Genomic DNA, 24,883 nt, shown 5'->3' on the forward strand with positions numbered 1-24,883 from the left:
ACAGCTTCACGACAGCTTGTCGCCAGGGTTCAGTCGCCGGCGTTCAGGTGAGTCGGACGGCGGCGGGGAGGCCGGACGTGGGGCCGGTGGGCCAGGCCAGCGGGTCGGGGCCGAGTTCCCACAGCTCCGCCACCTGCAGCGCGCACCACGGCGACACGGGACGCGCGCCGGCCAGCACGGCGGGCGCGAACTCGGCCCACGGCACCCACTCGAACGAGTCGACCTCGTCCGGGTTCGGCGTCGGATCACCGGAGACCAGGCCCCGGAACACCGGGCACATCTCGTTCTCCGTGACGCCGTTCTCCATCACCGCGCGGTAGCGGAACGAGGGCAGCACCAGGTCGAGGGTGACGTCGGCCAGCCCCAGCTCGTCGGCCAGCCGCCGCGACACCGCCGAGATCATCGACTCGTCGGGCGCGGGGTGGCCGCAGCACGAGTTCGTCCACACGCCCGGCCACGTCTTCTTGTGCAGGGCGCGCCTGGTCAGCAGCAGCCGGCCGGCCGCGTCGAACAGGTACGACGAGAACGCCAGGTGCAGCGGGGTGGACGCGTGGTGCACGGAGGCCTTGTCGGCTACGCCGATACCGGCACCGGACTCGTCCAGGAGTACGACTTGTTCCACGCGCTCACCCTGCCACAAGAACGATCACCGCGCTCTGGCAGGAACCCCTGGGTTTCGCACCGGCTCAGGTCTCCTTGCAGAACTCGCCGATGGGGATGCCCACGTGCCGCTGCTCGGTCGCGACGTAGCCGAGCAGTTCGTCGCCGCGTCGCAGCTCGGTGACGTTGCGGACCTTCCCGCCGGGGCCGAGCACCCGAACGTGCCAGTCGTCCTGCACGGTGAGGCTCACCTCGACGCCCTCGGGCGAGTGCGCGGTGATGGTCAGGATCGGGCGCGATTCGAGCTTGGCCCGGCCGACGGTGAGCTTGCGGGTGCGGCCCTCGGAGTCGACGGCGAGCACCGTGCTGCCCGAGCGCAGCTCGGACAGGTAGTTGGTGCGGTTGTCCGGGCCGAGCACGTAGGAGTGCAGGGCGCCGGCGTTGACCCGGAACGGCCGGGTCGGCATGTAGGGCAGCGGGTGGGTCTCGCTGCAGCACAGGATGAAGCCGGAGGAGAACGAGCCGACGAGGATGCCCTCGTCCTCCCGGAAGTGCGAGGCGGTGTCCACGCACACCCGGTCGCCCAGGCCGTTGTGGGTGATGCCCTCGACGGTGAGCGTGGTGAGATCCAGCGGCGGGGTGGTGGCCTCCAGCAGCCGGGCCAGCTTGAACACGTCGGTGGCGTCGCGCGGCGCCATGAGCACGCCGTCCGAGCCGTGCTCCAGCACGTCCAGCACGATCGCGGCCTCTTCGAGGTCGGCCACGACGGTGACGAGCTTGCCGGGCGCGCCGTCGGCGGCGGCGATGACGATCTCCAGCGGGATCTTCGTCGGGTCGGTGAACGCGACGACGGTGTGCCCCAGCCGCACCGCCGCCGCGCACGCGAGCTTGAGCGTGCGGTCGTCGCGCACCTGCACGAACGCCGCGTCGGTGGTGAGCCGGTCCAGCCGGTCCTGGTCGTCGACGACCACGGTGACCAGGTGCGGGCTGTCGACCGGGGTGTCGGTGACGAGCACGCGGGTGATCGTCGGCGGCAACGTGTCCAGCAGCGCCGGGTCGTCGGAGACGACGCCCGCGATGCGGGCGTGCACGGCGGCGTCCACGACAGCTTCGCGGTGCGCTTCGGGGACGGTTCTGAGGTCGATCCAGGCGAACTTCAACGGTTCTCCAATGGTGAGAAAGCCGGACGACGTGGTCATGACGAGGCGACGACGCCCGTCATCGCGCGGACCAGGTCCGCATCGGTGTCGGCGTGGACGATCGACGCCAGTTCAGCGACCAGCGACATCGGTGCGGGCGCGGTGAACACGCGGCGGCCGACGGCGAGGCCCGCGCAGCCGACCGCCATCGCGGTGCGGGCGTGGTCGACCACGCTGCCGCCGGTCGCCGGACCGCCCGCCACCAGCACCGGGATCGGGCAGTTGGCGATGACCTCGGCCATCCGCTCGGCGGGCAGCGCGAGGTTGGTCTTGACGATGTCGGCGCCGAGGTCGACCGCGATGTTGACCACGTGCGCGAGCAGCGTGGCGTCGTTCGGGTCGGCGACGCGCGGTCCGCGCGGGTAGACCATGGCGATCAGCGGCACGTTCCAGTCGTCGCACGCCTTGGCCACCGCGCCGAAGTCGGCGAGTTGGCGGCCCTCGGTGTCCGAGCCGATGTTGACGTGCACGCTCACCGCGTCGGCGCCCAGCCGCAGCGCCTCGTCGACCTCGCCGACGAGGACCTTGGCGTTGGTGTCGGCGGCGTGCGCGGTGCCCGCGCTGAGGTGGACGACCAGCGCGCAGCCGGCGAGCACGTCCGGGTCGATCGTGTGGACCCGTCCTTTGTGGACGATGATGGCGTCGGCGCCGCCCACGACGACGGAATCGATGAGGTCGTGCCACCGGTCGCGCGGCACCACCGGACCGTCGGAAACGCTGTGGTCCAGCGGGACGAAGAGGTACCTGTCGTCGCGCGGACGGGAAAGGCGTCGCAGCCGCAACGCTTTTCTCATGTCGCTCACACCTCCCCAGAACTCGACGAACACAGAACTCGACGAACACAGAACTCGACGAACACAGAACTCGACGAACACAGAACTCGACGAACACAGAACTCGGCTGACACAGAACTCAGCGGACACGGGACTCGGCGATGGCCATCCAGCAGAGTGGTCGAACCAGTGAGCGCGGCGGTAGGTGTGAGGTGGCGATAACTCCTCAGTTATGCACCTGTTGGAGCAACGGAGCGGGATCTTCTCGACGCAGCGTCATCCCCTACCCACTCTCGCGGTCGGTGTTTGGCGTGTTCGCCTTGCCCTAGGCTGCCGCAGTGAACATGGAGCTCAGGCACCTCCACGTCGTCCTGACCGTGGCGGAAGCGGGCAGCATCAGCCGAGCCGCTTCACTGCTGAAGATCGCGCAGGCCGGTTTGACCGCCCAGTTGCGCCGAATCGAACGCGGATTCGGGGGTCCGTTGTTCCTGCGGCGCACCGACGGCGTCGAGCTGACCGAACTGGGTCGCCACGTCGTGCTGCGATCCCGCGACCTGGTGGAACGCTTCGACGATCTGCTTGTCACCGCACGCAAACTGGCCGCGGAGAACGACGTGACGGGCATCCGGCTCGGCGGCGTCCCCGGTTCCCTGACGCCGTTGCTGGTGGGCGTCGTGCGCGCCTTGTTACCGACGCACCCGCAGACCACCCACATCGAACGCGGTGGTGACACGGTCGTCGAACTGGTTCGCACGGCGAAGTTGGACGTGGCGCTGGTGACCGAGTTCCCGCAGAGTCCACTGCGGATTCCCGAAGAAGTCGCCTGCCGGACCGTCGTTTCGGAACCGATGTTGGTCGGAATCGCCGCCGGACACCGGTTGTCCGGTCGCGGTGAGATTCGGCTGTCCGAACTGGCCGATGAGGAATGGGCGGTGCCGGACGAGAGCCACGGCGGCGGACGGCTGCACCTGCACCTGGCCTGCGAGGCGGCCGGATTCACACCGCGTTGCGCGCATTTCGGCGTCGATCCGGCTTCGGCCGCGGAACTCGTGCGTTCCGGGCACACCGTGGCGTGCTTCTTCCCGACCGGGCACGACTTGCCCGGCGTGCTGTTGAAACCGGTCGTGGGCAATCCGGTCCACCGGCGCGTCACGTTGGTGTGGCGCCGGGACTGCGCGGCGGCGGAGTACGTCGACGAGATCCACACGGCACTGCTGCGCGCTTACCAGGAGCGGATCTGGGGCCACGGTCACCGTCCGGCGAAGCTGGCCGCCACCGGGCTGACCGCGGCGGCGAGCTGACGCCGTGACCGCACATGTCCGGCTCTGTCCGGTTGGGACGGTGACCGCGACGGCGCCGAACCGGCGGAACCCAGCGGTCCAGGTGCGCCACAACCACCGCGCACGAGCACCCGATCACCGGATCACTGGTCCGAGTGCCGGAGCACGCTCTCGACCTCGGTGCGGAACGCGTTGACGCCGTCCTCGCCCTCCGGCGCGCCGTGCGCCTGGAGCAGGTGCAGCAGCGCCACGCCGTTCGCGGACCGGCGGGACAGGGCGCGGAACGAGAACGCGGTCTCGTAGACGGTGACCGCCGTGGCCAGCGCCGCCGCCACCGTGGCCAGGAACGCCCACAGCGCACGCCGGCCACCGTCCGCCACGGCCACCGCGCCCAACGCCGCCGCCGCGGTGAACAGCAGCACCGTGACGGCGGTCGCCCAACGCCGCGCCGACGTGTAGCGGGCCTGGGCCTGCTCGAACCCGGCGAGCCGTTCGCCCACCCGGTGCCTCAGGAAGGCGCGCAGGAACTGCTCGCGGTGGTCGTCGACGACCGTCGGCGGAGCCGACAATCCGGTGGGGGTCATGTGCGGCTCACCGATTCGTGGCGGAACCGCGCCACCGCCGTCGCCAACTCGCGGGAACGCTCTTCGCGCTCGGCGTCGTCGACGGGCGGTGGTGCGGCGAGGTGGTCGAAGTACAAGGCGCGCAACTGCTCGGCGCGAACGCGGGCGTCCGGGTCCTCACCACTCCGGGCCACCACCGCGAGCACCGCCGCCGCCGCGCCGGACACGGCCAGCAGCACACCGGGCCACGGCGAGTCCCGCAGCCACACCTGCAACGCGGCGAACACCGTGGTGCCGAACCCGGCGGCGATGGCGAGCACCACCAGCAGCCGCGCGCGTTCCCTCGCCCTGAGGGCGGCGACCTCGCACTCGTGCAACGCGGGGGCCACCACCTGGTTGGCCTCGTGGATCGCGTCGGCGAGCAGCGGGTAGTCCAGCACGTAGCCGGGGTCGATCACGGGGTGCGGCTCGGGCGCCCGGAACCGCACCCTCGGCCACACGGCGGGCGGCGGCACGGTGGCGTGCAGCTTGGCGCCGGGCCGGCTGCCCAGCACCCGCCGCACCACCGCGACCACCTTGTCCGCGCCCTCGTCCAGGTGCACCACGGCCACCTGACCGCTGCGCACCAACACGGCCAGGTCGTCGTCCGGGGCGGCGTCGGGGGCGGCGTCGGGGGCGGGGGCTGCGATCTCGTCCGCGAGCGCCCCGGTGCCGGCCAGCACGAGCAGCGGCCGGTCCCGACCCAGGTGGTCGACCAGCGCGGCCCGCGCCACCGCATCTCCGCCGATCAGCAGCGCGAGCGCCGGGCGCTTCGACCCGGCGACGGCGTCCACCGCGCGGAACAGCGCGGGCACCTCCTCGCCCCACTGGGAGCCGGGCACGAGCACCGCCGTGTCGTGGTTCACGTTGAGCCGTACCTCACCCTCGGCCGGTTCGGCGTCCTCCGCGGCGACCCGGCCGGACGGCGCGACGCCCACCAACCGGGGCCAGCGGCCCTCCAACGACTCGGCGGCCAGGCCGATCAAGTGCGTGACACCGACGTCGGCACCCGCCGTGACCACGACGGCGTCCGCCCGCGCGGCAGCGGCCAGGACCGCACGCAGCACGGGCAGCACGGTGGCGGCGAGTCCGGTGTCCAGGGCGTCGGCCGAGCCGAACACCGCGAGAACGGGGCGACCGCGCGGCAGGCCGAGGGCACGCGCCCGGATGTCGGCGTCGGGATGGGCCAGCCGGCGCACCCGTGGGCCGGTACCCGCTGTAGGCATGCCGGGCACCCTAGCGGTGGCTCACGCGAATTTCACCTGTCCGGGTGCGAATTTCGGCGCAGGTAGAGTGCCGGTCGTGTCGATTGACCCCGCCGAACTGGAAATCGCCCTACGGGTGCTCGCCCAAGTGGACGAACTGGACACCGAGCACCCCGACGCGGTCGCCGTCCGCCGGGCCACCGCCGGCATCTGGAAGAGCCTCCGCAAGCGCCGCAAGGCCGACCGCCGCGCCTCGGTCACCGCCAACGACCGCGCGGTCATCGAGGCGACCGCGACCGGCTCGCCGTCCCGGATCGACGACGAGACCCGCGGCCTGCTGCTGCGCGAGCCGGAGCCGGGCGCGAAAGCGGGCACGCTGCTGCGCGCCCGGTCCTGCTACACGTGCAAGCGCCGGTACACCGAGGTCGACGCGTTCTACCACCAGCTCTGCCCGGACTGCGCGGCGCTGAACCGGGCCAAGCGCGACCAGGGCGCGGACCTGACCGGCAAGCGCGCCCTGCTCACCGGCGGCCGGGCCAAGATCGGCATGTACATCGCGCTGCGGCTGCTCCGCGACGGCGCGCACACCACCATCACCACCCGGTTCCCGCGCGACGCGGTGCGCCGGTTCGCGTCCATGCCCGACAGCGCCGACTGGCTGCACCGGCTCCGCGTGGTCGGCATCGACCTGCGCGACCCGGCCCAGGTCGTGCAGCTGGCCGACTCGGTGGCCGCCGCCGGTCCGCTGGACATCCTGATCAACAACGCCGCGCAGACCGTGCGCCGGTCGTCCAACGCCTACGCCCCGCTGGTCGCGGCCGAGTCCGAACCCTTGAACTTGGCGCAACTTTCGTCCGGCCCCCTGCCCGAACTGGTGACGTTCGGGCACACCATGTCCGCGCACCCGGTGGCGTTGGCGGGCACGTTGGCCGACACGATCCCCGCCGTGACGGCGCTCGCGCTCACCGCCGGGTCCAAGGAGATCGACGCGGGCGGCCTGGTGCCGGACGAGGCGCCGGTCAACAGCTGGGTGCAGCGGGTCAACGAGGTGGACCCGGTCGAGCTGCTGGAAGTGCAGCTGTGCAACAGCACCGCGCCGTTCATCCTGATCTCCCGGCTGCGCCCGGCGATGGCCGCCTCACCGGCCCGCCGCAAGTACGTGGTGAACGTCTCGGCGATGGAAGGCCAGTTCAGCCGCGCCTACAAGGGGCCGGGCCACCCGCACACGAACATGGCCAAGGCCGCGTTGAACATGCTGACCCGCACCAGCGCCGAGGAGATGCTGACCGACGGCATCCTGATGACCGCCGTCGACACCGGCTGGATCACCGACGAAAGGCCGCACCCGACCAAGATGCGGCTGGCCGCCGAGGGTTTCCACGCGCCGCTGGACCTGGTCGACGGCGCGGCCCGGGTGTACGACCCGATCGTGCGCGGTGAACTGGGTGAGGACCTGTACGGCTGCTTCCTGAAGGACTACGCGCCCTCGCCCTGGTAAGCCCCGGTGAGGTGTTCACCCTTTTCAGGCCGCTCCCGAAAGCAGTAGCGCCGATGCGCCGATCGGGTATGCCGCTCAACGAGTTCGCGCCCGTGTGCGACTCTCCGTCGGTAGGCTGAGGCTTTCGGTAGGCCGCCGCGAGGCGACGGGGGTGTGCATGAACCGCGGGCCGGTCAACCCGTTCCCGCTGCCCGGCTGGGAGAGCACGCCGATGCGGCCGCTGCGCCCGTGGGACCGGCGGGCGCACCGCGGCTACTACGTGCCCGTGGACGGCACCGAGAGCGCCTTCCAGGAGTTCCAGCAGGAGATGGGCGACCTGACCGGACTGCTGGAGTACGGCCGGTCGGTGCTGGTCACCGGCGAGTCCGGGTGCGGTAAGACGGCGCTGGTCAACCGGTGCGCGGACTGGGTCGTCGGCGAGCTCGCCGCGCTGGGGATGCGCGGTGTCGTGCTGGACCTGACCGGGTGCCTGCCGACCGATCGGGAGCTGTCCATCGACGAGCGCATCGTCGAGGTGTGCGACCAGATGTTCGACCTGCTGGTGGACCACGACGCGCTGCGGCCGGAGGCCGCGGACCGGCTGAAGGGCGACCGGGACGTGCCGCGCCGCGTGTTCCCGCGCCTCGGCCGGGCGCTGCGCGAGGACATCGCGCTGGTCGTGCTGCTGCCGAGTCCGAACGAACTGGTGGACGAGGTGATCCGCTACGCGCGGATGTTCAGCAGCGCGAAAGTGCTGTTCCTGGCGGAATCCGCGTACCTGGACCCGGACGACGTGGCCGATGTCGTGCGGCAACTGGAAACTTGGGTTCCGCCGATCACGCTGTACCTGGGTCCGCTCGATTCCGGTGACGCGGAGCGATTCACCGAAGACCGGCTGTCGCGTCACGCGGAAGTGGGAAGTTATCCACGGATGAGTGACGACGCGATGGAATTGGTGGCGAAACTCTGCCAAACGGTCGCAATGTTGCAGAGGTATCTACACGGCACCTACGAGCACCGACTCGATTCGGGGCTAAGCTACACCGAAGCCGATCTGGTGTCCGTCGAGGACATCCGAGCGTTCTTGAACAAGAAGTCCACCGGAATGGACTGGGGAATGGGCCATGAGCGTTAGCAGCGATCCCCCGCCCCCGCGGAAGAACCCCTTCTCGCCGATGGCGGTCGCCCGGATCACGGACTTCGACGCGGACCCGGACGCGGTCGACGTGGCGATCACCACGGACGCGACGCGGCAGGCGCTCGCCCACCTCACCACCTACCTGGACGCGCCGCCCGCGCGCGGCGGGCGTGACCGCACCGGCACGGTCGTGGCCGTGCTGGGCGACTACGGCACCGGCAAGACGCACCTCGCGGTGCGGCTGGTCCGGCACGCCCGGCAGGTGCTGGCGGACCCGACGCACGCGCTGTACCTCGACGCGACCGCGGAGAGCTTCATCGAGCTGTACCGCCGGTTCATGCAGAAGCTCGGCCGCGAGGGCGTGCGCGCCCAGGTCAGCGAGTACTACGCGGACATCGTCGCCGACTCGCTCCAGAGCAGCGGCCTGACCAGCGACATGCTGGAGTGGCTCGGCAGCAGGCAGTTGGAGCCGCAGGAGGTCGTGGAACGGCTGGGCCTGATGGAGAGCGCGTTGCTGCGCAAGGTCCAGGACACGTTGCGCGAGGTCACCAACAACAAGGACTTCGGCACCGCGCTCACCCTGCTGCTGCGGCCGGGGTTCGAGCACTCGGTGTGGTCGTGGCTGCTCGGCGGCACGCCGGACCAGGTGCTGGTGGAACGGGGCATCGCCACGCCGATCGACACCGAGGTGGCCGCGCTGGAGGCCATGGGCGTGTTCGCCCTGCTGTTCGGCGGCAGGCAGCGGCGGTTCGTGCTGGCGGTGGACGAGCTGGACAAGATCTTCTCCGCGGACAGCCGCCCGCAGGCCCGGACGATGGCGGCGTTCCAGACGTTGCTCCAGGTGTTCGCGAAGGCCGGTGCGTGCCTGGTGCTGTGCGGGTTGCCGGACTTCAAGTCCGTGCTGCCGCCCGCCGTGCGGCAGCGCATCCCCTACACGGTGGTGATGTCCGGGCTCAGCCAGGGCGAGGTGCGCGAGTTCATCACGCTGGCGCAGGAGCAGGTGTTCGGCACCCGGCAGCTCGCGCCGTTCACCGTGGACACCACGCGGTACCTGCGGGACATCGCGCGCGGCAACGCGCGGAACGTGATCCGGTTGTGCCACCGGGTGTTCCGGATGGCCGACGACAACGCCCGCACGTCCGGCGGCGGTGACTTCGCGGTCACCGAGGACATGGTGCGGCAGGCGGCGCGCGACCTGTTCGGGTCGCTCAGCTCGGACGACATCGACGGCGTGGTGCGCCGGCTGCTCGACGCGAACGGCCTGGACTACCTGCACCGGCACCTGCTCGGCGTGGCCGAGGACTCGTTGGTGGACTTCTGGGTCACGTTCCCCGACCGCACCGGCGGGTGCGCCGTGCTGCTCAGCCGGTCGCTGCTGGACAACTCGGACGTCGGCGCGGTGATGCGGCGGATCTCGGCGGTGCGGGAAGCCGACCCGGACGCCGAGCTGATCCTGCTGGTCAACGGGGTGGTGGCGGACGGCGTGGCGATCCAGCTGCGGGAGCTGCTGGGCCGGGAGCCGCTGGTGTACGTCGAGCGGACGTTCGCGGACGACTTCAAGGCGCTGGTCGGCGCGACGAGCCGGCGGCTGGGCGGCGACACGGACCCGTTGTCCGCGCTGCGGTCGCAGATGGACCGGTTGACCAGGCAGCAGTCGAGCATCTACGGGTTCATCGAGCAGCTGACGGAGCACGTGGACGGTGTGCGTGCGTCGTCGGACCGGCAGCTCGGTGCGATCCAGCGGCAGCTGACCGCGTTGGCGGGCGGTGGTGCGCCGGGACGTGCGGCGCCGGAGGCGTCGGGCAGGCTGCCCGGCGAGGTGGAGCGGCTGTTCCGGGACGCGGTGGACGCGTTGGAGGAGCTGACGCAGGTCGACGTGATGTTCGAGGAGGCGTTCGACCACGCGCCGACCGCGACCCAGGAGGCGGTGCACCGGCGGCTGCGGACCCCGGAGTTCACCCAGGCCGCGGCGCAGGCGGTGTTCATGCAGAAGGCCGTGCAGGCGTTCCGCGCCGCCGTGTCGCAGTGGTACCAGTCGGCCGGCGAGCCGGACGCGGAGGACCAGCTGGACGAGCTGTGCGGGATCTACGACGGGATCGTGGAGTTCCTGCCGCTGTTCCTGCTGGACCCGCTGTTCAAGCTGCCGCCGTGGTCGGGACGGGCCGGCGGCCTGGTGGCCGAGGTCAACCAGGGCTCACGCCGCAGCCGCGTCCACGAGGCCCTGCGCAACCTCAGCCCGCGCGTCCGCCGCGCCGTCTTCCGCTCCTCCCCCGCCTGACCTACCACCCGGTCAAGGGGTGCGCTTGATCCGCTGGAGGGCGGCCACCGACGGCACGGTGGCGGGCTGTTGCCGGACCTTCGGCGCGCGCACCGGTTGTCGCACGGGCTTCCGCACCGCCTCCTGCAGGCGGTCGTAGGCGCCGTTCGTCACGGCGTTGAGCAGGTTCACCACGACGACGGCGGGCGCGACCACGGCGATGGAGCCCGGGAACGTCGGCTCCAGCAGCAACGCCAGGATGATCGCGGTCAGCCCGTTCTGCTGTCCCAACGCGAGCCGCACCCGGTCACCGCGCCACCGCTTCGGCACCGTCAGCACGACCGCCACCACGGCCTGCGCGCCGAACGCCGCCACACCGAGCACCACACCGACCCCGGCCAGCGCCCAGCTGAACTCGGCGGCCAGCACCAGCCCGACGGCGGCGATCGCGGCGAACATGCCCGCCTCCGCCAGCCTGTCCACCCACCGACCCAGGTTCGGCCGGAAGAACAACCCCAGCAGCGCCAACGCCAGCAGCAACGCGTACTGCACGGCGACGAACCCGATGGCCAGCACCGCGACCACCATCACCGCGCGCACCGCGTACCGGACCGACCGGCCGCCCTCCTCGGCCTTGCGCACCCGCCCGCGCACCAGCGTCCACAACATGTACGCCATCCCGGCCAACGCCAGGTTGAGCACCAGGTTGACCGCGAACGACCCCACGCCGCCGACCGCGCCGCCGTTGAGCGCGAACGCGGTGATGTAGACCGTGAGCAGCACGGTGATCGGGTCGTCGAACGACGCCCACGCCGACAGCAGCGCCTTCGCCGAGTCCGACATCTTCGACTTGGCCCGCATCGCGGCGACCGACAGCGGGTCGATCTGCGCCACCGCCACCGCGAGGATCAGGTGGTTCGGGTCGCGGAACACGAAGAACATCACGCCGAAGACCAGCGCGACTTTGGCGAGCACACCGAGCGTGACCGCGATGACGACGGTGCGGAACTGCTTCCGGAATTCCGCGATCACGATCCCGCTGGTGCTGGCGTACAAACCGAAACCCAGCAGCGCCGTGATGAAGAACCCGTAGGCCGGTGACTGGTCGACTTCACGAAGTCCGAGTTGCCACGCGGCGAGCCAACCCGCGCCAAGGGCCGATAACAGGGCGGCCGAGCGGATCACGGGCGTCACCATTACACGGTAGGCAGCGATGGGTGGGCGTTCAAGGACCGATCGGAGTGAGTTCGACGGCCAGCGCGGACATTCGATCATCCGCCGCGCGGACTCGCGCCTGGTCGATCGTCACGCCCACCAGGTATTCCCCGGCACGGATCCGGTAGTAGTAGATCGCGCCCATCTCGACGTCCAGCACGAGCCGTTCCATCAGCCCGCCGACGACGGGGCTCACCGCCCGGTTCAGCTTGGTGGTCAACGCGCCCAGCTCCTGCACGAAGCCGTGGTAGAACCGCCGGCGCGCGTCCACGGTGATCTGCTTGAAGAACGGGGCCAGCGACGGGTCGCCGAGGCAGTCGACCATCGCCAGCACCTCGCCGTCCACGACGTGCGCGACCAGGTGCAGGTCCTGCGCCCGCACCGCGTGCAGGCACGCGGCCAGCGGCCCGTCCCCCGCCGTCACGTGCGGCTGCGCCTCCTCGTCCACGGACAGCGGCGCGACGGCCTCCGCGCTCTCCCACCCGCCGGGGTTGAGCGAGCCGAGGCTGAGCTGGGCGCGGAGCCGGGTGGCGAGTTCGGCCACCGCCCGGTCCGCCTCGTCCACCGCCGGGTGCCCGAACAGCGGGCCGGTGCCCGCGTGGTCCAGCACCAGCCCGACGACGTGCTCGGTCGGCACGACGGAATCGCAGAACAGCGCGCCCTCCTCGGTGTGCAGGACGGTGCGGATGAGCCGACCGGTGCGCACCTCCTGCAGGGTCCGGTCGAGCGTGGCGACCTGGAACGTCAGGTGCCTGCCGAGCCGCTTCAGCTCCTCGCGGCGGGTGCCGCCGGGCAACGCGTCGGGTTCGGGCGCGGGATCACCGAGGGCGTCGACGCCGAAGTCGAAGACACCGCTGCTGTAGTGCGCGAGGTAGTGCAGCGCGGGGCTCTGCTCGATCGCCGCGCGGCACGACAGCCTGGCCAGGTCGAACTCGGGGCCGACGTGCTCGGCCTGCTCCTCGTGCAGCTCCACGCCGGTCCCTCCTGCGCGCTCAGGTGTGCGGGATGTCGACATCGCACTCCCGCCAGTCCTGGTCGGTCGGGTGCGCCGCGAGCCGCACGTTGTGCGCCGCCACGGCGGTGTGCGGGTGATCGTGCCCCAGGAACTCCACGCAGTCGCTGTGCGTTTCGGCGATCAGTTCGGCGGCCATGTCCGCCTCGCCCGCCGCGGCGAGCACCCGCGCCTGGTCCACGGCCGACGCCAGCGTCCACGGGTGCGTGTCGCCTAGGCGCGAGCGCAGGGTCTCCGTCGCGTCCTCCACCTGGCTCACCGCGCCCGCCGGATCGCCCGCCGCGCGCAGCGCCAGGCCGAGCCCGAGCTTGCACAGCGCGACGAACGGGTGGTGGTCGCGCAGGCCGACGTGCCGCTGGAAGCCGTTCAACGCGGTGCGGGCGAGTTCCACGGCCAGCTCCGGGTCGCCGCCGACCCGGCGGTGGTCGGCGGCGAAGCTCAGCGCGCAGCCCAGGGTGTAGGGGTGGTGCGGGCCGATGACCTCGCGGTAGTCGCGCAACGCCTTGCCGGTGCGTTCCTTGGCCGCCTTGGGCCTGCCCGCCAGGCGCAACGCGATCGCGTAGTTCCAGTGCACGCCGATCTGGGTCTGGTTCAGCTCCGGCCGCAGCGCCTGCAACTGCTGCGACGCGAACAGCAGCGAGTCCAGCGCTTCGGGGTAGCGCCCCAGTTCCCGCTGGTACAGCCCGATCTGGGCGAGCGTCGCCCAGGTCCGCGCGTCGCCGGTGCCGAACAGGCGGCGGCGCCTGCGGTAGTTGTCCTCCTCCAGGACGAGCGCGCCCGCCGCGTCACCGGACAGGAACATCGAGGACGCCAGGTTGTTCGCGGCACGGCGGGTGTCCGGGTGGTCGTCGCCGAGCACCGACCGCAGGCCCTCCCAGGTCGCCTGGTCCTCGGCCAGCGCCTCGGCGAACAGGCCGAGCCCGCGCAGGTCCCCGCCACGGCCGCGGGCGGTGATCAGCGGACGCGGGTGGGTCAGGTCCAGCGCGCGGCGCTGCTGGGCCAACGCCAGGTCGTCCAGCCGCAGCGCCTCGGTCGGGTCGCCGAGCACGCGGTGCACGTTGGCCAGTTCGGTGGCCAGCCGGTTGCGCAGCGGGTCAGCCGGGCCGAACAGCCGGGTCCACGCGTCCAGCAGGGCGCGGCCGGGTCCGACGGCCGCCCGGCGCACGCCCGCGCCGCCGTCGGTGAACAGGAACCGCACCTGGTTGACCAGCCAGCGGCGCACCTTCGGGTCGGTGCTGCCCATCGCCCCGGACGGGATGACGTGCTTCTGCAGCTCGGCGAACCGGGCGTGCCGGGTCGGCGACTTGTCCTCGACCTCGGTCGGCGCCAACGCGGCCAGCGCGCTCAGCACGCCCGCCTGCCGCGCCTCCAGTTCGGCCGGGCTCATCCGGTCGCGCAGCGCGCTCTGCACGACGCGGTGCAGGCGCAGCGAGTACTGGTCGCCCCAGTCGACGCGGAACAGCCCGTACCGCGCGCCGTACCAGAGCACCCGGTCGATCTCGGCGGCGTCCAGCTCCAACGGCTCCGCGTCCACCCCGCCCGACTCGACCAGCCGGCCGAGGAACGCGGGTGAGCGCACCAGCCCCAGGTCCGCGCCCTCCGGCGACAGGAACGCGCACAGCTGCGCGACCAGCACCGCCAGCCGACCGGTCGCGTTGGCCCGCAACGCGTCCACCGCGACGTCGACGATCCGCGCCACACCGTCCATTTCGGACCGGCCGAGGCGTTCGAACAGGGTGCGCGTGGCCCAGGTCGCGGCGTCCGCGTCACGGGAGCCCGCGCCCACCTCGGCCCGTGCGGTCTCGCCCAGCCAGGACGACGCCAGGTCCAGCGCCAACGGCAGGTGGTCGACCGCGTCCGCGACCCTCCCCGCGTCGTCCGCGGTCAACCCCGGCACGCGGTCGAGCAGCAGCCGCACGCTGTCGTCCGGGCGCATCCGCACCAGCTCGACGGCCTGCCCGGCGGCCGGCCCCGAGGTGATCAGCACGTGCCCGGTGGTGCCCGTCGGCAGCAGGTCCGCGATCAGGTCCGGGTCGTCGGCGTTGTCGTAGACCAGCAGGAACCGCGCGTACGCCGGGTCGTTCGCCAGTCGTTCCAGCGCGGACAGCGTGCCGTAGTCGGTCGAGCCCGGCTGGTGCAGCCGGGCGGCCAGCTCCGCGAGACCGCTCAGCACGGACTGCCGGTCGTGCGCGGACAGCCACCACACCGCCGTGTAGTCCGACGAGAACCGGTACGCGTACTCCAGCGCCAGCTCGCTCTTGCCGACACCGGGCACGCCGTTGACCGTCACCACGGCCCGCTCGCCACCCGCCTCGGCGAACTGGTCGCGCAACGCCTCCAGGTCCTCGTCACGGCCGACGAAACCGGGGTGCCGCGGCGGCAGGTCGAACACCTGCGGGTCGCTGCCGGGCACCCGCATACCCGGTTCGTGCACCGTGCCGGGCCGGTCGATCAGGCCGAAGTGGCTGAGCAGCCGGGCGCTCAACGTCTCCGGGGTGTGCTCGTGCACGGACAGCGCGCCGTTCGCGGGCCCGTCCTCGGACAGCTGGAGCCGCAGCACGGTCAGCTGCCGTTCGGGCAGCTCCACCGGGCCCAGGTGCGGCGAGGACAGCACCACCACGCCGGGCGGGACGTCGGCCTCGAACCACTCCCCCGCATCGGACAGGCGGCGGACCTGCGCGCCCGCCCGTTCCAACTGGCCGCGCACCCAGTCCGCCCACGGCCGGTCACGCGGGGAGTGCACGACGACCACCCGGTCCGGCTCGGCGGCCGACGTCAGCCCGAACACCCGCCGGTAGCGGGCGCGCAGCACCGGCGACACCGGCGACACCTCGGTCACCGCGCCGTCGGTCACCGCCGCCGCGAGCCTGCCGTACTGGGCCTCCAGCACGCCGCCGCTCGTCGGCTCCTCGACCAGTATCGCGAGCAGCGGGTCGAACGCGTCGAACGGGCGGTAGGGGATCTCGATCGTGCCGCCGTCCGGCACCCGCTTCGCCTGCCCGGCCAGCAGTTCGGCGAACGCGGCGTGGATCGCGGAGCGGATGCGCTGGGCGCGGGACAGCTCGTCCGCGTCGTCGAACAGCGTCGCCACCGGCACCACGTCGATCCGGATCGGCGCGCGCTTGCGCAGCCGTGCGGCCAGGTCCGCCGCGTCGGCGATGGCCCGGGGACGCGGCCGGAAGCACACCACGGCCAGCTCGCACAGCGTCGCGATCAACGTCAGCGACTCGTCGCCCGCGCCCGTCGGCGCGTCGATCAGCACCTGGTCGTAGTCGGACTCGGTCAGCCGCGCGCGCAGTTCGGCCATCGCGCCCGCGTCACCGTGCCTGGTCTCCGGCTGCGGGCGGCCCGCCGCGTCGGTCGGCATCGGCGACACCACGTCGATGTGGCCGGGCTCGGCGACGTCACCGGCGGGCGGCGCGAACCGCTCGACCGCGGGCACCGGGTCCTCGTCGTGCAACGGGTCCGCCCGGTACGCGGCGAGCAGGCCGCGCCCCAACGGGTCCGGCAGTCCCAGGCGGCCCACCAGGAACGGCTCCAGGTACTCGCGCACCCGCGGCACCTCCGAGCCCCAGTCCACCACCAGGACCCGCTGCCCGGCCGCGGCCAGCGCCCACGCCAGGTTCGCCACCGCGCTCGTACGACCGGTGCCGCCGGTCGCCGACAGGAAAGCGGTGACCCCGGTGTGGGCCGGGGTGGTGCGCGGGGTGCTCATCCGCCCGCCGGGATCACAGGGAACTCTCGAACGCGGCGAACCGGTTGGGCAACTCGGCGTTCTCCGCGAGGATCCGGTGCAGCGCGGCGCGCAGCGCGGTGTCCGGCAGATCGGCCAATCGGGCCAGGTCCACGCCCGTGACGTCCAGGAGTTCGGACTCCAGGACGGGTTCGGAAGCCATGTCCGGCGCACCCCCTCACCGCAATGCTGCGGGTTTCTCAGCTCCACGCCTGATTGCCGGCTCCGCCGACGGCGCACTTCCCATCGTAGTGAACGACAACCGCCACTGTCGGGAATCCTCCGATTGGCGGAGGTAGCGGACGGCGTGCTGTGTTTGATTGCCTGTGGGGTGGCCGGAAAATCGGGGGGTTGATGACGGTGGGTGGAATGGATGGACATCCGTTCCGCCAGTTCGTGCTGAAGCTGCACAGCCGGTGCAACCTGGCGTGCGACTACTGCTACGTCTACGAACTGGCCGACCAGCGGTGGCGTTCCCGGCCGCGGGTGATGTCGCCCGAGACCGTCGCGCACACCGCCGAACGGGTGGCCGAACACGTGCGCGGGCACGGGTTGTCGGACGTGGAAGTGGTGCTGCACGGCGGGGAACCGCTGCTCGCGGGCCGTGCGGCGATCTCGTCGCTGGTCTCGCGGTTCCGTTCGGTGGTGCCGGCGGAAGTGCGGTTCACCGTTCAGACGAACGCGACTTTGCTCGACCGTGAATTCCTGGAGCTGTTCTCCTCGCTCGGTGTGCGGGTGGGCGTGAGCGTGGACGGCACACCGGAAGCGCACGACCGGCACCGCGTTCGGCCGGACGGCACCGGGAGTTGGGCCGCGGTGCGTGTGGCGTTGGAGTCGTTGCGCGCGTTCCCGGCGGTGTACGGCGGTCTGCTGTGCGTGGTGGATGTGCGCAACGACCCGGTGCGCACCTACCAGTCGTTGCTGGAATTCTCACCGCCCGCGGTGGATTTCCTGCTGCCGCACGGTAACTGGTCCGCGCCGCCGCCGGGACGGGTCGCGGACGCGCTCTCGACGCCGTATGCGGATTGGCTGATCGCGGTGTTCGACGTCTGGTACGGGAAGCCGCACACACGCGTGCGGGTGTTCGAGGAGTTGTTGGCGGTGTTGTTGGGCGGGCGTTCCGGGGTGGAGGGGATCGGGTTGAGCCCGTCCGGTCAGGTGGTGGTCGAGACCGACGGCACGATCGAGGCTTCGGACATCCTCGCGTCCTCCTCCCCCGCCGCCTCCGCGACCGGGCTGCACGTGGCGCGCGACCCGTTCGACGCGGCGTTGGACCTGCCGGACGTGCGCGCCGGGCGTTCGGGGTTGGCGGGGTTGTCGGACGAGTGCAGGCGGTGCCCGGTGGTGCGGGTGTGCGGTGGCGGGCTGCGGGCGCACCGGTTCCTGGAGGGCGCCGGGTTCGACCGGCCGTCGGTGTACTGCCCGGACCTGGTGCGGCTGATCGGGCACGTGCGGTCGCGGGTGGCGGCGGACCTGGCGGCGTTGGCGTGACCGTGCCGCCTGAGCCGTCTGAGCCGACCGTGCCGCCGTTCCGGGTTTCCGCTGCGGACTTCGCCGCTCTCGCGCGTGGCGGGGGCGGGGTGTCGGCGGTGCGGACGTTGCGGCGGGCGCGGCGCAGCCGGACGTTGCTGATGATCCGGTCCATCGCGGCCGATCCGGCGGCGCGGCCGGCGTTCTCGCTGTTGTGCGAGGTGGCGCGGGTGGCGCCGGAGGCGGTGGACCGGGTGCTGGACCACCCGTCGGTCGGGGCGTGGGCGACGCGGACGGCGTTGGCGGTGCGGCGGGGTGCTACGGCCCGACGGAGTACGGCCCAGCCCGCGGAGTTGGCGTTCACGGCGGCTGCCGCGGCGGTGCGGGCGGGGGTGGCGGTGGACCTGGTGTTCCCGCCGGTGGAGGTGTTCTCGCTGCCGTCGTTGGGTGTGGTGGTGGGGCCGGGGTTGGCTTACGAGCCGTTGCCGGAGATCGATCTGGGCGGGTTCTCGCTCCAGGTGGACCTGTGGGCGGGTGGTGGGGTGCCGCCCGAGCTGCCGGTCGCGGCGTCCGTCGACCTGCCTTGGTGGCGTGACGCCCTGCGGTCGGCATGGGACCTGTTGAACCGTGACCACCCGGCGTCGGCCTCGGAGTTCACCGAGGTCGTCTCGGTGCTCACGCCGATGCCGTCGTCACCTTCGGGGACCAGCAGCGCGACGTTGGCCGACGCGTTCGGGTGCGTGTTCCTGTCCCCGATGCCGGACGCGGAGACGTTGGCCGTGACGCTCGTGCACGAGGCGCAGCACAGCAAGCTGGTGGCGTTGATGGACCTGTTCGCGCTGGTCGAGCCGAACCAGGACGCGCTGTTCTACGCGCCGTGGCGCGAGGACCCCCGTCCCGCGGCCGGTCTCCTCCACGGCACCTACGCGCACATGGGCGTGGCCGGCTTCTGGCGCTCCCGCCCCGGCCCCGCCGCGCAGGTCGAGTACGCGCGCTGGCGTTCAGCCGCCCTGATCACCGCCGACACCCTCCTGACCAGCGGCAGGCTGACCCCGACGGGCACCCGCTTCGTCGAGGAGATGGCAGAGGTCCTGCGCGCCTGGTGCGCCGAACCCCTCCCGCCTGCCGCCGTGGCCGTGGCCGCCGCCGAAGCCGCCGCCCACCGGGCCCGCTGGCGATCCGCCCACGGCACCTGACCACCGAGTGGCGCAGGACGCAGTCCGGCGACGCGCCGCGCTTGGTCCGAAAGGTTGACGGGTCGGCCCGCGATACTGCCCGCCATGCTCACCGCCGACGGCCATCTGGTGCACTCCCCGGCGGACCTGGTCGACCTGTTGGAGTGCGAGCACCGCAGCCGGCTCACGCTGGCACTGGCCGCCGGGCTGCCCGACGCGCCCGTGCCGGACGCCCAGCCGAACACACTGGCCGCACGGCACGGCCTCGCGCACGAGCAAGCCGTCCTGGCACGCTTCCGCGCCGAGCACGACGTGGTCGAGATCCCGCAGCCCGCACCGACGCACGAAGCGCTCACCCAAGCCGCCGCCCAGACCGCGGCTGCCATCGCCGCGCGGGCACCGGTGATCTACCAGGCCGTCTTCTACGCCGACGGCTTCCAGGGCCGCGCCGACTTCCTCGTCGCCACCGACCGCGGCTACGAGCCGCACGACGCCAAGCTCGCCCGGCACGCCACCCCGGCCGCCGTCGTCCAGCTCACCGCCTACGCCAACGCGCTGGCACACCACGCCGGCCCCGCCATGCACCTCCTGCTCGGCGACGGCACCACCAAGACGTTCCAGGTCGCCGACTTCCTCCCCCTGGTCCGCGACCTCCAGGCCCGCCTGCACGACCGTCTCGCCGCACCCGCGTCCCTCCCCGAACGGCTCTGGGACGACGAACGCCCGGCCTGCGCCACCTGCCGGTTCGGCAGGCACTGCGCGACGGGCCGGGAAGCGGACCGCGACCTGTCCCTGGTCGCCGGCATCCGCACCGACCAGCGGCGCAAGCTCGTCGCCGCCGGCCTCGGCACGATCGACGCCCTCGCCAACGCCACCCGCACCGACCGTCCCGCAACGATGTCCGCGGCAACGTTCACCGGCCTGCGCGCCCAGGCCGCGCTCCAGGTCATCCAGGACGACTCGCGCACCCAGGACGACCCGACCGGCAAGGTCGCCTACGAGGTCGTCGCACCGGAAGCACTGGCCACGCTGCCCGTGCCCAGCCCCGGTGACCTGTTCTTCGACATGGAAGGCGACCCGTTCGCCCTCAACGGCGAGGGCCTGGAGTACCTGTTCGGCGTGGTCGACGCCGACGAGAGGTTCACGCCGTTCTGGGCGCACACCCGTCCACAGGAGAAGGCGGCGTTCGAGCGGTTCGTCGACTTCGCCACGCAGGCGCTGGAGGCGCACCCGGAAGCGCACGTCTACCACTACGCGCCGTACGAGGTGAACGCGCTCAAGAAGCTCGCCGCCCTGCACGGCACACGTGAGGACGCCGTCGACCACCTGCTGCGCTCCGGCGCGCTGGTCGACCTCTACGCCGTCGTGCGCAAGGCGCTGCGCGTGTCCCAGCGGTCGTACTCGATCAAGTACCTCGAACCGCTCTACATGCCCGCCGCACGCGCGGGCGAGGTGACGAACGCCGTCTCCAGCATCGAGGCGTACGAGGAGTTCCTGGCGCTGCGCAACGTCGACCCGGCGCGGGCGGAGGACGTGCTCGCCGGCATCGCCGACTACAACACCTACGACTGCGTGTCCACGCTCGGGCTGTACCGGTTCCTGCTGGAGGTGCGGGCGGAGGCGGGCATCGAGCCGCACGTGGCCGAGCCGTCGTTCACCGAGGAGATCGAGGACGAGCTCGCCGCCCAACGCCGCGCCGAACGTGCCGAACGGCTGGCCGCCGTGGTCGACCCGCTGCTGGAGGGCCTGCCGGACAACCCGGCGGACGCGACCGACGACGAGCGGGCGCGGGCGTTGCTGGCCGCCGCCGTCGGCTACCACCGGCGGGAGACGAACCCGGCCTGGTGGGACTTCTTCCGGCAGATGGCGGCGCCGCTGTCGGAACTGGAGTCGGACAGCGCGTGCGCGGTGCCGGTGTCGGTGCGGGCGCAGGACTGGGCGATGCCGTCCGGGCGGGTCCGCAAGGCCAAGCGCGAGGTGCGGGTGTGGTGCGATCCCGACCGGCCGCACCCGTTCGTGACCAACGACCAGGTCCGGCTGCTGTACAAGGGCTCGCCCGCCAACGTGACGCGTGACGCGGTGGTGCTCGGCGAGTCGGCCGAGGACATGGTGCTGCTGGAGAGCGTCGCGCCGGACGACGTGCACGGTGAGCAGCCCATCGCGGTGCTGCCGGGCAGCCCGGTCCGGCCGACGCCCAAGGACGAGGCCGTGTACGACCTGGCGCGGTCCGTCGTGGACGTGTTGCCCTCGCTGCCTCCGCACCCCGGCATCGACCTGATCCGCCGCACGCCGCCGCGCCTGAAGACCGGGTCGCTGCCGCGCGGTGAGGACCTGATCGCGGACGTGATCGCGGCGGTGGACGCGTTGGACGGCTCCGCGCTGGCCGTGCAGGGGCCGCCGGGCGCGGGCAAGACGTACCTGGCCGGACGGCTGATCGCACACCTGATCCGCGGCGGGCGCAGCGTCGGCGTGACGTCCACCAGCCACAAGGCGGTGGAGAACGTGCTCGGCGCCGCGTTGGCGGCCGGTCGTGAACTGGGCGTGCCGATCCCGACCGCGAAGCGCGCGAAGGGCGCGCCCGCGAAGGACTGCGCGTGGGAGCAGCCGCGCGACAACCCGGCGCTGGTGCGCTGGCGCAACGACCAGGGCGGCGGGCACCTGGTCGGCGGCACGGCGTGGACGTTCGCCAACACGGCGCTGCGCGAGCAGCCGTTCGACGTGCTGATCGTGGACGAGGCCGGGCAGTTCGCGCTGGCCGACGCGCTCGCCGTGTCGACGTGCGCGCGGAACCTCGTGCTGCTCGGCGACCCGCAGCAGTTGCCACAGGTCGTGCAGGGGACGCACCCGGCGGGCGCGGAGGCGTCGGCGTTGGGCCACCTGATCGGTGACGCGGACGTCATCCCGCCTTCGCTGGGCTACTTCCTCGACCAGACGCGCCGCATGCACCCGGCGGTGTGCGAGCCGGTGTCGAACCTGTCGTACGCGGGATTGCTGCACGCCCACCCCAGTGCCGCCTCACGCGGGATCGACGGCGTGCCTTCAGGTGTGTACGTGCATTCGGTGGCCCACTCGCACAACACCACGTCGTCGATCGAGGAGGCGTCGGCGGTGGTGGGCGTGGTGCGGTCGCTGATGGGTCGCATGTGGACGGACGGGCCGAACGCGCGGGCGTTGGACGACTCGGACATCCTGGTCGTGGCACCGTACAACCTGCAGGTGCGACTGGTCCGACGTGAACTGGAGAAGCACGGCTACGAGCACGTGCGCGTCGGCACCGTCGACCGTTTCCAGGGCCAGGAAGCGCCCGTGGTGATCACCACGATGACCTCGTCAGCGGCCGTCGACCTACCGCGCGGCCTGGACTTCCTCCTGTCCCGCAACAGGTTGAACGTCGCGTTGTCACGCGCGCAGGCCGTAGCGGTCGTCGTGTGCTCACCACGGTTGGTGGAGGCCGACATCCGCGACGTCGACCAGCTGCGTCTCGTCTCGGGCATGATCGGCCTGATGGCCGACGCCGACCGGTGGGACATCGACGTCGACCACACTCAAGCCCTATGACACCTTGCGCGGCACCTTTTTAACGAGCTTGGGCAACTCCTGTTCGAGATCGTCCACTTCCAAGCCGATCTCGGTCATCCTGCGGGCGATCTCGACAACCGGCACGTTTCTCGCCAGTGCATGCCCCAGGACCTGCCTGATCGGCACTCGGGGTCCGAAATCGGACCGGAGGGCACTATCCTCGAAGTTTTTGATCATGTACTCGTGCCCTTCCAACGCCAACCCATCTCGCGCCGACGCGTTCGCCAGTGCCCACCTCGGCAACCACGCCACATGACGCTCAAGCTGAACACGAAGTAGCGGCGATGCAGCGTGTCCCTGTCCCTGGATTCCGACTGAAGGAGCTGCGGGTCGAGAGGGAAGCAGCCGGTGACAGCCGCGTTCACTCTCTCCTCGTCGGTGCGGAGTCGCGCCGCCTTCTCGATCGCGGCCGATGTCACGATGTCGGCCACTCCCGGGCTGGTCACGGCCACACCGCAGATCCAGTCGAAGTCGAGGTACTCCGGGTCCGACTCGATCAGCGCGGGCGCCGCGTCCACGAGCAGGCTCTCGACGTGGTCGGAGACGTCGTCCAGCACCGCCGTCCGGTCGACCGTGAGGCGCGGCATCCAGTGGCGCGTCAGGTTCACGACCGCGCCACGCAGGTCGGCCGAGTCGTCCAAGGTCTTCAGCAGTCCGTGCTGCTCGGCGGGACGGACGTACAGGCCATCGACGAGCAGCGCACCGCCTTTCTCACACCAGACCACCTGTCCCGTCGTGACGCGCGGAGCGGGCACCAGCGGTCCCGTCGCGTTGATGCCGTCCGTTTCGCCAGGCAACCGCAATCGGCCCCGGAACACGAACGGGTCCCACTGGAAGAACAAACCGTCGTGCTCGGCAATGGTCGGAAACTCGGCGATGCCCAACAACCGCTGGAGAACCTCGACGCACGACGGCGCGTCGTCACCATCACGGAGGTACAGCTCGACACCCTGGTCGAATTCGATCCGCCCCACCCAGCCCTGCGGAAGGCCGCGCGCCGTCCCGTAGTCCTGTCGCGTCTGGCGGTAGCGGCACGCGTCCAGGGCGTTCTGGTACAGCTCGCGGATCGCCAGCGACCTGTCACCGTAAAGGGGTTGCCCCATGAGCAGCTCCCGGATGCGGGTCTGCTCCAAGCGGAAGCGGGTGACGGGGACGGTGAAGACCGGTCGGCCGTCGCGCACGGCCGGTTCGACCCGGTCGGCCGACGCACGGGCCGGTAGGCCGAGCAGCGGCTGGAGGTGGGCGTCGTCCTCCGCCACCGCGTGGACCGCGCCGAGCACCGCGTCCACGCGGACGACGTGCTCCCGCAGTGCCTCCAGCACGGCCTCGTGCCGGCACTCGGCCACCAACCCCAGGCCGATGCGGACGGGTTCCCAGCTCAGCTCCTCCACTGTGGTCCGCAGCTCCGAGAGGTCCACCGGCTCCGGGATGCCGAGGTGCTCGACCAGGACCGTGGACAACGTGATCGGTTCGACGGCGAGCACGTGCCCGAGCGCCAGCAGGAGGCCCACCAGGCGCTCGCGCACCACGATCCCGCCGAGGTGGGTCGTCTTGGACGCCAACCCCAGGCGTTGCGGGTTGCTCAGGTCCCCCGGCGGGAGCCGGAACAGACGTGTCAGGCGATCGAGCACGTCGATGACGACCCTGCGGAGCGGAGGGTTCTCGACAGGGATCGCGTCCAGTGCCGTGGGCCGCCTTGTCGGCTCTCGATCCAGCGGTGGAACAGCCACCAGGCGATGTCGTCGGAAGCGGTGGCCCGGTCGGCGAGACCTCGCTGCGCCGCCCGCGTGACCAGTCGACGCTCCTGCTGACCCGACAGGTACCGCTCGTAAGACCGACGGTCCTCGTCGCCGCCGATGGGGTCGAGGTTCACCGGGTCGACGTGCGCCAGCCCCGCCGCTGCCTGTGCCGTGTGGGCTTGGTGGACCAGCGGCGCCAGTGCCGGCAGCGTCGCCTCCAACGGCGAGAACTCCAGCGACTCCCGCGCGCGGACCACGCGGATCATCGCCGCTGTGCGAACAGGCCGCCCACGCGCTGAGACCACCGTGAGTAGGCGCTTGACAAGCGGCGATGTCACCCGAATTGACCAACATCAGGTGTGAACATCTCACCGGGCGGGTCCGTATAGGGGTTTGCGTCACCTCCGCCGCGTCACCGCCGTACACAGG

General features: G+C 71.6%; 17 protein-coding genes and 1 pseudogene. 7 read left to right on the plus strand and 11 right to left on the minus strand.

Annotated features, from left to right (window positions below):
* Window positions 1-43: 43 nt before the first annotated feature.
* The 3 genes from idi to FM051_RS36955 all read right to left on the minus strand — a co-directional run bounded on the left by idi (window position 44) and on the right by FM051_RS36955 (window position 2,593).
* Window positions 44-622: an isopentenyl-diphosphate Delta-isomerase gene (gene idi / locus FM051_RS36945; RefSeq protein ID WP_158851573.1), complete on the minus strand. Its 579-nt coding sequence runs from the start codon at window positions 620-622 to the stop codon at window positions 44-46.
* A gap of 64 nt (window positions 623-686) precedes the next feature.
* Window positions 687-1,760, minus strand: coding sequence for a 3-dehydroquinate synthase II family protein (locus tag FM051_RS36950; protein WP_158851575.1), 1,074 nt, complete (start codon window positions 1,758-1,760; stop codon window positions 687-689).
* A 35-nt stretch (window positions 1,761-1,795) separates the two neighbouring features.
* Window positions 1,796-2,593 (minus strand): 2-amino-3,7-dideoxy-D-threo-hept-6-ulosonate synthase, encoded by a 798-nt coding sequence (locus tag FM051_RS36955; protein ID WP_158851577.1) that lies wholly within the window; start codon window positions 2,591-2,593, stop codon window positions 1,796-1,798.
* 323 nt (window positions 2,594-2,916) lie between these two features.
* On the opposite strand from FM051_RS36955, the gene FM051_RS36960 reads away from it, so the two are divergent.
* Window positions 2,917-3,873: a LysR family transcriptional regulator gene (locus FM051_RS36960; RefSeq protein WP_238412924.1), complete on the plus strand. Its 957-nt coding sequence runs from the start codon at window positions 2,917-2,919 to the stop codon at window positions 3,871-3,873.
* A gap of 122 nt (window positions 3,874-3,995) precedes the next feature.
* Here the strand turns inward: FM051_RS36960 and FM051_RS36965 are convergent, their stop codons facing one another.
* A complete protein-coding gene (locus FM051_RS36965) occupies window positions 3,996-4,436 on the minus strand; it encodes a hypothetical protein (protein ID WP_158851581.1) in 441 nt (146 codons plus the stop codon).
* Complete coding sequence (locus FM051_RS36970) at window positions 4,433-5,680, minus strand: hypothetical protein (protein ID WP_158851583.1); 1,248 nt, start codon at window positions 5,678-5,680, stop codon at window positions 4,433-4,435. The genes FM051_RS36965 and FM051_RS36970 overlap by 4 nt, the downstream gene beginning before the upstream one ends.
* A 76-nt stretch (window positions 5,681-5,756) precedes the next feature.
* Between FM051_RS36970 and FM051_RS36975 the strand changes: the two genes are divergently transcribed.
* The 3 genes from FM051_RS36975 (at window position 5,757) to FM051_RS36985 (ending at window position 10,552) form a co-directional block, all read left to right on the plus strand.
* Window positions 5,757-7,157 carry an SDR family oxidoreductase gene (locus FM051_RS36975; protein ID WP_238412919.1) on the plus strand — a complete coding sequence of 467 codons (1,401 nt, stop codon included), beginning with the start codon at window positions 5,757-5,759 and terminating at the stop codon, window positions 7,155-7,157.
* Between the two features lie 157 nt (window positions 7,158-7,314).
* Window positions 7,315-8,271: a P-loop NTPase family protein gene (locus tag FM051_RS36980; RefSeq protein WP_158851588.1), complete on the plus strand. Its 957-nt coding sequence runs from the start codon at window positions 7,315-7,317 to the stop codon at window positions 8,269-8,271.
* Window positions 8,261-10,552: an ATP-binding protein gene (locus tag FM051_RS36985; protein ID WP_158851590.1), complete on the plus strand. Its 2,292-nt coding sequence runs from the start codon at window positions 8,261-8,263 to the stop codon at window positions 10,550-10,552. The genes FM051_RS36980 and FM051_RS36985 overlap by 11 nt, the downstream gene beginning before the upstream one ends.
* Window positions 10,553-10,564: 12 nt before the next feature.
* Here FM051_RS36985 and FM051_RS36990 read toward each other — a convergent pair whose 3' ends face one another.
* Genes FM051_RS36990 through fxsA form a run of 4 tightly spaced genes read right to left on the minus strand, consistent with a single transcriptional unit; the run spans window position 10,565 to window position 16,654 of the window.
* Window positions 10,565-11,725, minus strand: coding sequence for a cation:proton antiporter (locus FM051_RS36990; RefSeq protein ID WP_158851592.1), 1,161 nt, complete (start codon window positions 11,723-11,725; stop codon window positions 10,565-10,567).
* Between the two features lie 31 nt (window positions 11,726-11,756).
* Window positions 11,757-12,719 carry a hypothetical protein gene (locus FM051_RS36995; RefSeq protein WP_158851594.1) on the minus strand — a complete coding sequence of 321 codons (963 nt, stop codon included), beginning with the start codon at window positions 12,717-12,719 and terminating at the stop codon, window positions 11,757-11,759.
* A 19-nt stretch (window positions 12,720-12,738) separates the two neighbouring features.
* The gene (fxsT, locus tag FM051_RS37000) at window positions 12,739-16,473 is read right to left on the minus strand and encodes an FxSxx-COOH system tetratricopeptide repeat protein (RefSeq protein WP_158851596.1); all 3,735 of its coding nucleotides are present in this window, start codon (window positions 16,471-16,473) and stop codon (window positions 12,739-12,741) included.
* A gap of 13 nt (window positions 16,474-16,486) precedes the next feature.
* Window positions 16,487-16,654, minus strand: a complete 168-nt coding sequence (gene fxsA, locus FM051_RS37005; RefSeq protein WP_158851598.1) for an FxSxx-COOH cyclophane-containing RiPP peptide — start codon at window positions 16,652-16,654, stop codon at window positions 16,487-16,489.
* Window positions 16,655-16,860: 206 nt separating this feature from the next.
* Here fxsA and FM051_RS37010 point away from each other — a divergent pair, with 206 nt between their 5' ends.
* The 3 genes from FM051_RS37010 (at window position 16,861) to FM051_RS37020 (ending at window position 22,694) form a co-directional block, all read left to right on the plus strand.
* Window positions 16,861-17,982 carry an FxsB family cyclophane-forming radical SAM/SPASM peptide maturase gene (locus FM051_RS37010; RefSeq protein ID WP_158851600.1) on the plus strand — a complete coding sequence of 374 codons (1,122 nt, stop codon included), beginning with the start codon at window positions 16,861-16,863 and terminating at the stop codon, window positions 17,980-17,982.
* Window positions 17,979-19,157 (plus strand): aKG-HExxH-type peptide beta-hydroxylase, encoded by a 1,179-nt coding sequence (locus FM051_RS37015; RefSeq protein ID WP_158851602.1) that lies wholly within the window; start codon window positions 17,979-17,981, stop codon window positions 19,155-19,157. Before FM051_RS37010 ends, FM051_RS37015 begins: the two co-directional genes overlap by 4 nt.
* An 84-nt stretch (window positions 19,158-19,241) precedes the next feature.
* Window positions 19,242-22,694, plus strand: a complete 3,453-nt coding sequence (locus FM051_RS37020) for a TM0106 family RecB-like putative nuclease (protein ID WP_158851604.1) — start codon at window positions 19,242-19,244, stop codon at window positions 22,692-22,694.
* On the opposite strand, the gene FM051_RS37025 is transcribed toward FM051_RS37020, so the two are convergent.
* Together FM051_RS37025 and FM051_RS37030 are read right to left on the minus strand one after the other, a co-directional pair.
* Window positions 22,689-22,892, minus strand: a complete 204-nt coding sequence (locus tag FM051_RS37025; protein WP_158851606.1) for a hypothetical protein — start codon at window positions 22,890-22,892, stop codon at window positions 22,689-22,691. The genes FM051_RS37020 and FM051_RS37025 overlap by 6 nt on opposite strands.
* Window positions 22,889-24,720: pseudogene (locus tag FM051_RS37030) on the minus strand (HD domain-containing protein). The gene FM051_RS37025 and the pseudogene FM051_RS37030 overlap by 4 nt, the downstream one beginning before the upstream one ends.
* Window positions 24,721-24,883: the final 163 nt, after the last annotated feature.

Source organism: Saccharothrix deserti (genome assembly GCF_009769385.1).
GTDB lineage: Bacteria > Actinomycetota > Actinomycetes > Mycobacteriales > Pseudonocardiaceae > Actinosynnema > Actinosynnema deserti.